The sequence below is a fragment of the Azospirillum sp. genome, assembly GCF_035627195.1.
GTDB lineage: Bacteria > Pseudomonadota > Alphaproteobacteria > Azospirillales > Azospirillaceae > Azospirillum.
In genome coordinates, this window is the sequence record NZ_DASPMG010000259.1 from 44,577 (window position 1) to 54,892 (window position 10,316).

Annotated in this window: 6 protein-coding genes; 1 reads left to right on the forward strand and 5 read right to left on the reverse strand. The window is 70.8% G+C overall.

What is annotated here, in order from left to right:
* Positions 1-72: 72 nt before the first annotated feature.
* The 5 genes from prfB to VED21_RS23385 form a co-directional block, all read right to left on the reverse strand.
* Positions 73-1,198, reverse strand: a protein-coding gene (prfB, locus tag VED21_RS23365; RefSeq protein ID WP_324886540.1) for a peptide chain release factor 2 whose coding sequence is annotated in 2 segments (ribosomal slippage) — positions 73-1,128 and positions 1,130-1,198 — 1,125 coding nt in all. Because the reading frame shifts where the segments join, the coding sequence is not laid out codon by codon here.
* 100 nt (positions 1,199-1,298) lie between these two features.
* Positions 1,299-3,866, reverse strand: coding sequence for a penicillin-binding protein 1A (locus tag VED21_RS23370; protein WP_324886542.1), 2,568 nt, complete (start codon positions 3,864-3,866; stop codon positions 1,299-1,301).
* A 211-nt stretch (positions 3,867-4,077) separates the two neighbouring features.
* Entirely contained in the window at positions 4,078-4,473 is a 396-nt protein-coding gene (locus VED21_RS23375; RefSeq protein WP_324886544.1) for a HEPN domain-containing protein, read from the reverse strand.
* Entirely contained in the window at positions 4,470-4,832 is a 363-nt protein-coding gene (locus tag VED21_RS23380; RefSeq protein WP_324886546.1) for a nucleotidyltransferase domain-containing protein, read from the reverse strand. The genes VED21_RS23375 and VED21_RS23380 overlap by 4 nt, the downstream gene beginning before the upstream one ends.
* 227 nt (positions 4,833-5,059) lie before the next feature.
* Positions 5,060-6,427 carry an N-acetylmuramoyl-L-alanine amidase gene (locus VED21_RS23385; protein ID WP_324886548.1) on the reverse strand — a complete coding sequence of 456 codons (1,368 nt, stop codon included), beginning with the start codon at positions 6,425-6,427 and terminating at the stop codon, positions 5,060-5,062.
* A gap of 564 nt (positions 6,428-6,991) precedes the next feature.
* Here VED21_RS23385 and VED21_RS23390 point away from each other — a divergent pair.
* Complete coding sequence (locus tag VED21_RS23390; RefSeq protein ID WP_324886550.1) at positions 6,992-10,309, forward strand: ribonuclease E/G; 3,318 nt, start codon at positions 6,992-6,994, stop codon at positions 10,307-10,309.
* The last annotated feature ends 7 nt before the right edge of the window (positions 10,310-10,316 follow it).

Here is a 10,316-nt window from a genome sequence, read left to right on the forward strand (position 1 = left end):
ACGGCGTTTTCATTCGGCGGCCCGGTGCCCCCGCCCCTCCCCCGCCGCAGGCGAGGGAGGGAGAGGCCGGGCTTACGCCGCGTCCATCTCGTCGCCCTGGCCCTTGATGCGGGAGGCCAGTGCGGCTTCCAGGAACGCGTCCAGGTCGCCGTCCAGCACGGCCTGGCTCTGCGACGTCTCCACGTTCGTGCGCAGGTCCTTGACCATCTGGTACGGGTGCAGGACATAGGAGCGGATCTGGTGGCCCCAGCCGATGTCGGACTTGGTGGCCTCCAGCGCCGCGGCGGCGTCCTCGCGGATCTTCAGCTCGCGCTCGTACATGCGGGCGCGCAGCATGTCCCATGCCTTGGCGCGGTTCTTGTGCTGCGAGCGCTCCTGCTGGCAGGCCACGACGATGCCGGTCGGCAGGTGCGTGATGCGGATGGCCGAGTCCGTCTTGTTGACGTGCTGGCCGCCGGCGCCCGACGCCCGGAAGGTGTCGATCCGGCAGTCCTTCTCGTTGATCTCGATCTGGATCTTGTCGTCGATCACCGGCGACACCGACACGGCGGCGAAGCTGGTCTGCCGGCGCGCCTGGCTGTCGAACGGGCTGATGCGCACCAGGCGGTGCACGCCGGCCTCGGTCTTCAGCCAGCCATAGGCGTTGTGGCCCTTGATCTGCACGGTGGCGGACTTGATGCCGGCCTCTTCGCCCGGGCTCTCTTCCAGCCATTCGGTCTTGTAGCCGTGCTGCTCGGCCCAGCGCGTGTACATGCGCATGAGCATCAGCGCCCAGTCCTGCGCCTCCGTGCCGCCGGCACCGGCGTTCACCTCGACGAAGCAGTCGTTGGCGTCGGCCTCGCCGGACAGCAGGCTTTCCAGCTGCAGCTTGGCGGCGCGGTCGCGCAGGCCGTACAGCGCCTTCTCGGCGTCGGCCACCACGGTGGCGTCGCCCTCGGCCTCGCCCATCTCGATCAGCTCGAGGCTGTCGCTGAGGTCGCGTTCCAGCGCGCGGTAGCCGGCGACCGAGGTCTCCAGCTGCGTGCGCTCACGCATGATCTTCTGCGCGTTCTCCGGGTTGTCCCAGAGCTTGGGATCCTCGGCCAGCGCGTTCAGTTCGTCGAGACGACGCAGTGCGTTGTCCCAGTCAAAGATGCCTCCTCAGCAGCGCCAGCGATTCTCTGATCTCGCTGGCGGCCGCCTCGATCTCGGCCCGCATCGCGGTACCTCCTCGTCAGCCTGGGGTTGGACCATGTTCGGACCGGGTTATGTAGCGCCTCGCCCCCGGATTTGCACCCCTTTTCGGCACGCGCTCGCCGTCAGTACAGCCCGCCCGTGCCCAGCGTCGACGCCGATGGCGGCGCCCCCGCCGGACCGCCGGCCGGAACCGCGCCGTACCCCTGCGCACCAGCGCCCGGCGCGCCGAAGCCCGGCGCCCCAAAACCCGGCGCGGTGGTGCCGTAGTCCGATCCCGGCACGGTCCCCGTCCACGCCCCGCCGCCGCCGCGCTGGCCGGAACCGTCGAGCACCGGGGCCGGCATGTCGGGGTTGGGCTCGGTGCCGGGCAGGAACGCCTCCCAGATCACCTTGCGCTCGCCCGGCTGGGCCAACTGGCCGGTCTCCGGGTTCACGCGGACGAGGCGCAGGCCCGGCGGCACGCGGAACGGCGTGGCCGGCCTGTCCTTCAGCGCCACCTCCATGAAGTCCTTGAAGATCGGCACCGCGGCCGAGCCGCCGGTCTCCTTCGCACCCAGCGAGCGCGGCTGGTCGAAGCCGATGTAGGTGCCGACCACGAGGTCCGGCGAGAAGCCGACGAACCACGCGTCGTTGGCGTCGTTGGTGGTGCCCGTCTTGCCGGCCAGCGGCTTACCCAGCGACAGCAGGCGCGTGGCCGTGCCGCGCTGCACCACGCCCTCCAGCATCGACACCATCTGGTATACGGTGCGCGGGTCGTTGACGCGCTCGCGCACGTCGGGCACGCGGGGCGCCGGCAGGTTGGACGACCACGCCGTCTCCAGGCACCCCTCGCACGGGCGGTTGTCGTGGCGGAAGATGGTCTTGCCGGTGCGGTCCTGCACGCGGTCGACGAAGGTCGGCTTGATGCGCTTGCCGCCGTTCGCCAGCATGGCATAGGCGGTGGTCATGCGCAGCACCGTCGTCTCGCCGGCCCCCAGCGACATGGGCAGGTAGGGCTGCAGGGTGTCGACGATGCCGAACCGCTCCGCCGTCGCCTTCACCTTATCCATGCCGACGTACTGGGCGAGGCGCACGGTCATGACGTTGCGCGACTTCTCGATGCCCGCGCGCAGCGGCGTGGGCCCATAGAACTCGTGGCTGTAGTTTTCCGGCCGCCAGATCGGCTGGCCGCCGCCGGGGTCGTACTCGAACGGCGCGTCCATCACCAGCGACGACGGCGAGAACCCGTTGTCCAGCGCCGTCAGGTAGACGAACGGCTTGAAGGACGATCCGGGCTGGCGCTGCGCCTGGGTGGCGCGGTTGAACACGCTCATGTGCGGGGAGAATCCGCCGACCATGGCCAGCACGCGCCCGGTGTGCGGGTCCAGCGCCACAAGGCCGCCCTGCACCGCCGGGATCTGCCGCAGGCCGAAGGTGCCGGGCGGCAGGTCCTTGCCCTTCTCGTCCTTGGCCACCGGCTCCACCAGCACGATGTCGCCCAGCTTGGCGACGTCGGACGGCTTGCGGATCTCCGGCCCCATGCGGTCGTCCTTGACCGAACGCGCCCACTTCAGCTCGGCCAGCGGGATGCGCCCGCGCGAGCCGTCGGCCAGCCCGACGTCCAGCCCTGTCGCGTCGTCGTCCTTCAGCACCACGGCGATGCGCCAGCCCTCGCTGCCCGGCGGCGGTGGCATGGCGGACAGCTTCTTCGCCCAGTTGTCGAAGTTGTCCATGCGCCCGACCGGCCCGCGGTAGCCGTGGCGGCGGTCGTACTGGATCAGGCCGTTGCGCAGCGCGCGGGTGGCCACCGTCTGCAGCGTCGGGTCCATGGAGGCGCGCACCGACAGCCCGCCCTCGTACAGCGCCTGCTCGCCGTACAGCTTGACCAGCTCGCGGCGGATCTCCTCGGCGAAGTACTCGGCGGTGACGGCCTCCGTCTCGTCGCGCTTGCGCACGACCAGCGGCTCGGCCTGGGCGGCGCGGCCTTCCTCCGGCGTGATGTGGCCGTCCTCGATCATGCGGCCGATCACCCAGTTGCGCCGGGCCAGCGCCGCCTCGCGCTGGCGCTCGGGGTGGTAGTTGTTCGGCGCCTTGGGCAGGGCCGCCAGATAGGCCGCCTCGCCGATGGTCAGCTCGTCCAGCCCCTTGTTGAAGTAGTTCAGCGCCGCCGCCGCCACGCCGTAGGACCGGAAGCCCAGGAAGATCTCGTTGAGGTACAACTCCAGGATGCGGTCCTTGCTCAGCGTCCGCTCGATGCGGATGGCCAGGATGGCTTCCTTGATCTTGCGGGCGAACGACACCTCGTTGGTCAGCAGCATGTTCTTGGCGACCTGCTGCGTCACCGTCGAGGCACCCACCGGACGGCGGTCGGAGCCGAAGTTCTCCACGTTGGTCAGCACGGCGCGCAGGATGCCCAGCGGGTCGATGCCCTTGTGCTCGTAGAAGCTCTTGTCCTCGGCCGAGAGGAAGGCGGTGCTCACCCGCTTGGGGATCGAATCGATGGGCACGAAGACGCGCTTCTCCGACGCGAACTCGGCCAGCAGCCGGCCGTCGCCCGCATAGACGCGCGTCGTCACCGGCGGCTGGTAGTCGGCGAGCTTCTTGTAGTCCGGCAGGTCGCGGTCGTAGTGGTCCACCACGTAGACGAGGCCGCCGGCGCCCGCCAGCCCCAGCATGACCAAACCCATCAGCACCGTCAGAAGGAACCGCATCGCCAATCCCGTTTCAACGCCCCCGCCAGGGGCCGAATTCCGCGCCGATGCCCGTGCGGCACCCCATGCGGCACAACGCGCCCCGCGGCCGGTGAGGGCCACGGGTCGCCGCGGCGCATCCTACACCCGGCGGGCGGGGCGCGCCGACTCCCACGTTCGATTGCCAGGAAAATGTGACACCCACAAGGCGGGCGCAAGAAGGGGGTAGGTGCTATGAGCGGGGCGCATCCAAGAGCGCGCGAACGGCCGCTACGAACCGCTCCGCATCGCCGATGACGCGCTCGACGCGATCGGCCGGCGGCGGGGCCGCCACATAGTCGGCCGCGCGGCGAAGCTCGAGCGCGACGTTGAAGGCTCTTCCGAGATCCCGTGCAATAAGGCCGCTTTCGACGAACTCTCGCCCGAACTGCCCGACGAGCGCATCGTGGGTTTTCGTGACGACACCGCGTGCGGCGAAGGCTGCCGTCGCCGCATGAAACATGGCGTAGTAGGTGCGGTTTGCGGCTCCGTCCGTATCGCCGTCTTCGAACAGCAGGCGCGCCGAACGCAGGTCACGAACGGCCAGCTCCATCCAATACGCGGGCAATTCCGGCCAATCCAACGTCATACTTGTATCCCGTCCCGCAGGATCGAAGCCACGAGAGGGCCGCAGCGATACCGCCGTGGATCTTGCCGGGCACCCTCGGGAAGTGTCCAGGGTTGGATATACAATCCACGTTCGAGCAGCAGGTCGTAGGAGTCATCGATCACGTCATAGCGTTCCTCGACGGGATCGTTCTCCTCCTCTTCCAGGAACACCGCCACATCGGTGTCGCTGTCCGGGCGGTGGTCGCCGCGCGCGCGGCTGCCGAACAGGTAGACGGCGACCAGCCGGTCGCCGAAGCGCCGCTGCAGGCGCGCCTTCAACTCGCGCACAACGTCCAGCGCCAGTGGGTCGGGCACCTTCTTCGTCAGGGTGTCGGGCATGCGCGCAATCCCCCACGCGGTGTGACGGACACCCCTGACAGTAGGTCTCCCCGCCCCACCGGTCAACGGGTGTCCGCCGAGAGCGATTTTCGACACGGATGCACACGAATAAGGGACACGGATGGACACGGATAGAATTCAATCCGTGTTCATCCGTGGCCGGCCCCGCCGGCATCCGTGTCCATCCGTGTCTAAAAATCCTTCTGCCGCAAATCCTTCTGCCGCGCCTACGGCCGCCGGCCGCCCAGCCACTTGAAGTAGGCGTCGATGCCGCGCGTCATGGAGCGGGCGAGGCGCTCGCGGTGCTGGTGGCTGTTCAGCAGGCTGGCGTCCTGCGGGCTGGACAGGTAGCCCATCTCGACCAGCACGGAGGGAACGTCCGGCGCCGTCAGCACGGCGAAGCCCGCCTGCCGGTGCGGCTTGCTGGGCAACAGCGTGATCTCCTTGCCGACGTGCTCCAGCGCCATGCCGGCGAAGCGCTTGGAGTGGTTCATGGTGTCGCGCTGCGCCAGGTCGATGAGGATGCTCGCCACCAGGTCGTTCTCGGCCGACAGGTCCAGGCCGGCGATGGCGTCGGCGCGGTTTTCCTTGGCGGCCAGCATTTCCGCCTCGCGGTCGGACGCCTTGTCGGACAGCGTGTAGATCGACAGGCCGCGCACGTTGTTGGTGCCGATGCTGTCGGCGTGCAGCGAGATGAACAGGTCGGCGTCGGCGTCCCGGGCGATGGCGACGCGCTCGCGCAGGCGGATGAACACGTCCTTGTCGCGCGTCAGGCGCACGCGGTAGCGCCCGGTCGCCTCCAGCTGCTGGCGCAGCTCGCGCGCCACGGCCAGGGTGATCTCCTTCTCATAACCGCCGCTCACGCCGATGGCGCCGGGATCCTCGCCGCCGTGGCCGGGGTCGATGACGATCATCGGCTTGTCGCGCGCCGGGGCCGGGCGGGCCTGCGGCTGGGGCGGCGGCACCGGGACGACGACGGCGCGCGCCGGCTGCACGGCGGGCGCGGGCGCAGGCGGCGGGGGCGGCGCCAGCACCGCCGGAGGAGGTGCCGCGACGGCGGGAACGACCTTCGGCTCCTCCCCGCCCTCCACGGTGCGCCGGCCGCGGTCGAACTCGGCGCGGCTGACGCCCTCCAGGTCGATGACGAGGCGCGGGCGGTGCCCCTCGCGCGGCGGGATGATGTAGGCCTCGCGCACGCGCACCGGCCCGCCGGTCTCGAAGACCAGCCGCCCGCCGCCCGCCGTCGGCCCGTAGCGGTAGCGCTGCACCAGCCCGCGGCCGGCCTGCGTCTCGCCGGCCTTGGCCCAGGCGAGGTCCGGCAGGTCGACGCTGACGCGGTAGGGATCGGCCTCCGTGGTGACGCGGAAGGCGAAGGCCTCGCTCACCTCCAGCACGAATCGGGTCTTGTCCGGGTGCACGCCCAGGCGCGCGTCGATCACCGCCGGCCGCGCCGCGGACGGCCCCAGCGGCAGGGGCAGCGCGGCGGTGGTCTGACTGTTCGGCGCGGCGGCGCGGGCCGGCGACGGGGTGCCCGCACTCCATGCGGCCCCGAGCAGGACCGCCACGGCGACCACCAGCGCGAGAAATCGGGGCATACCAACCACCAGAACCGGACGACAAGGACCGACGGTCTACCTATAGCTTAGACGAATCAATGCGTTCAACGCGCACGACGAGACGGCGTCTCATATGCCGGCACCTGTGGCCCGCGCGCATCAGCGTGGCACGGCGATGCGACAGGGAAGCCCGCCCGCCCCGCCGGCCCCGGCGCCGCGTGTCAAACCGGGGATCGGCCGAATTCACCCGTTGTGCAAGCTTTCGTGCTTGTCTATGGTAGCCCTGCGACATACCGCGATCCGCAAGTTTCCGTAAGGGGGCGGCGGCGTCGCCCTCGGAATGGGTCCGGCCGGCTTGCCTTTTCGGTCGCGTTCCGTGTGGTGGCGCTCTTGGATTCGCCGGTGACTGAGGATGAAACCTCGAAGCTGGTTTCGGCCGCAAGGCCGGAACCCGGATGCCGCGGCTCGGATCGTCCTGGCAGCTCTGGAAAGCGCCGTTCGACGACCCCCCGGGCAGGCTCCGCACGCTTCGCCAAAACGATGACGTTGCCCCTGCGTCCGTTTGGTCGCGCGGGTGTCCGGGTGGCGTCATGGGGATCTTGAATGAAGCGTATGCTGGTGGACGCCACGCACCCGGAAGAAACACGGGTCGCCGTGGTCAGTGGAAACAGGCTCGAGGAACTCGACTTCGAGATCGCCTCGCGCAAGCAGCTCAAGGGCAACATCTACCTGGCCAAGGTGACGCGCGTCGAGCCGTCCCTGCAGGCGGCCTTCGTCGAGTACGGCGGCAACCGCCACGGCTTCCTGGCCTTCTCGGAAGTCCACCCCGACTATTACCGGATCCCGGTCGCCGACCGCGAGGCGCTGATCGCCGAGGAGCGCCGGCAGGAGGAGGAGGCCGAGGCCCGCGCCGAGCGCGCCGAGCGCCAGGGCCGCCGCTCCTTCGCCGAGGAGATCCAGCCGGAGGAGTTCTCCGAGCGCATCTCCCCGATGCCCTCCCCCATCGAATCCGATGACGAGAACGGCAACGGCGAGAACGGCGGCAACGGCAACGGCAACGGCGCCACCGCCGACGCCGACGGGGATGCCGGCCGCGCGGAGTACGCGGGCGACGACGGCGGGTACGCCGAGGCCGCCGTCCAGGCGTACGCCGATCCGGGCGCCGAGCCGGAAGCCTACCCCGCGGGCGACGTGGCCGTCGCCGAAGCCGGCCGGACGGAAGAGCCGGCCGCCGCTGACGACGACGCCGACGACCGCGCCGCCGACGAGCAGGGCGCCGACGAGCAGAATTCCGAGGACCGGAACGCCGAGAGCCGGCACGCCGACGATCACGGCGCCTCCGCCGAGGCCCGGTCGGCCCAGTCGGCCGAGAACTTCGACGTGGTCGGCGGCGACGACGTGGAGGAGGTGCACCGCCGGCGCACCCGCCCGCTGCGCTCCTACAAGATCCAGGAGGTGATCAAGCGCCGGCAGATCATGCTGGTGCAGGTCACGAAGGAGGAGCGCGGCAACAAGGGTGCGGCACTCACGACCTACCTGTCGCTGCCCGGCCGCTACTGCGTGCTGATGCCCAACACCGGGCGCGGCGGCGGCATCAGCCGCAAGATCACGAACCCGGCCGACCGCAAGCGCCTGAAGGAAATCCTGTCGGAACTGGACATTCCGGACGGCATGGCGGTCATCCTGCGCACCGCGGGCCTCGAGCGCTCGAAGCAGGAGATCAAGCGCGACCTCGAATACCTGCTGCGCCTGTGGGACGACATCCGGGAGCAGACGCTGAAGTCGTCCGCCCCCTGCCTCATCTATGAAGAGGCGAACCTCATCAAGCGCGCCATCCGCGACCTCTACGGCAACGACATCGACGAGATCTGGGTCGAAGGCGACGCCGGCTACCGCGCCGCCAGGGACTTCATGCGGATGCTGATGCCGAGCCACGTCAAGCGCGTGCAGTCCTACAAGGACGAGGCGATCCCGCTGTTCCACCGCTATCAGGTGGAAACGCAGATCGACGCGATCCACAGCCCGGTCGTGCACCTGCGCTCGGGCGGCTACATCGTCATCAACCCGACCGAGGCGCTGGTCGCCATCGACGTCAACTCCGGCAAGTCGACGCGCGAGCGCAACATCGAGGAGACGGCGTTCAAGACCAACCTGGAGGCCGCCGAGGAGGTGGCCCGCCAGTTGCGCCTGCGCGACCTCGCCGGCCTGATCGTCATCGACTTCATCGACATGGAGGAGCCGCGCAACAACGCGACGGTCGAGCGGCGCCTCAAGGAGGCGATGAAGACCGACCGGGCGCGCATCCAGCTCGGCCGCATCTCCGGCTTCGGGCTGCTCGAGCTGTCGCGCCAGCGCCTGCGTCCGTCGCTGCTGGAGACCAACTTCGAGCGCTGCCCGCACTGCTCGGGCACCGGCGTGGTGCGGTCGGTCGAGTCCGCCTCGCTGCACGTGCTGCGCGCCATCGAGGAGGAGGGCATCCGCAAGCGCTCCGCCGAGATCACGGTGACCGTGCCCACGGCCATCGCGCTGTACATCCTGAACCAGAAGCGTACGGACCTCGCCCGCATCGAGTACAAGTACGGCTTCCGCGTGCTGCTGCAGGCCGACGACACGCTGATCGCGCCCGACCTGCGGCTTGAGCGCGTCAAGGCCAAGCAGCCGGGCGACGAGGGCGGCCCGCTGGTCAGCGCCGAGCGCATCTTCGCCGAGACCGACCGTACGCTCGCCGCCGCCGCGGCCGCGCCGGCACCCGTGCCGGCCGAAGTCGCCGAGCCCGAGGAGGTCGACGAGGACGAGGACGAGGGCACCGAGGCCGAGGCGTCCGAGGAAGGCCGCGCCGACGCCGGCGAGGGTGGCGAGGCCGGCGACCGCCGCCGCCGCCGCCGCCGCCGCCGCCGTGGCCGCAACGGCGAGGGCCGCGACGAGTCCCGCCCGGCCGCCATGCCGGCCGAGGCCGGCGCCGAGGAGGGCGTCTCCGAGGCGACCGAAGCCGGTGAGGATGGCGACGAGGGCGAGGAGGACGATGAGTCCGCCGACCGCAACGCCGCCGACGGCGACCAGCAGGGCCGCAAGAAGCGCCGCCGCGGCAAGCGCGGTGGCCGCCGCCGGTCCCGCCGCGAGCTGATGCCGGGCGAGACCGCCGAGGGCTCCGAGGAAGGGGCCGAGGACGGCGAAGGCACCGACGACGGCGATAGCGACGGCGAGACTGGGGGCGAGACCGAGGGCGAAGCCCCGGCCCGCGCGCCGGTGGTGCCGCCCGCCCCGGTCGCCGGCCCGGCCCTGGAGCCGATCGACTTCGACTGGATCCTTGACACCCCGCCGCCGGCCGCCGAGCCCGCGCCGGCTGCCGAAGCTCCGGCCGAGGTGGTCGCCGAGACCCCGGCTCCGGAAGCCGCCCCGGCCGCCGAGGAGGCCAAGCCGAAGAAGCGTCCGTCGCGCTCGCGCAAGAAGGCCGCCGAACCGGCCGCCGAGGAGGCCCCGGCCGAGGTTGTGGCCGAGACCCCGGCCCCGGCCCAGACCGAGGCACCGGAAGCCGAGGAGGCCAAGCCGAAGAAGCGCCCGTCGCGCTCGCGCAAGAAGGCCGAAGCCGCCGTCGAGGAGGCGCCGGCCGAGGTTGTGGCCGAAGCGATCGCCGAACCGGCTCCGGCCCCCGCCCCGGCGGAACCCGCCGCCGAGGAGCCGAAGCCGAAGAAGCGCCCGGCGCGCTCGCGCAAGAAGGCCGCCGAGCCCGCCGAGGCTCCGGCCGAGACGCTCAGCGAGCCGGCGGTCGCCGCCGTGGCCGAGCTGGCCGCCCCGGAGGCCGTTCCGGCCGCCGCTCCAGCCGCCGAGGAGCCCGCCCCGGAGGAGAACCAGCCGGCCCGCGCGGCCGAGGTGGTGAACCAGCCGCCGGAGAAGCCGAAGCGCGGCTGGTGGAGCCGCTGAGTCCCAC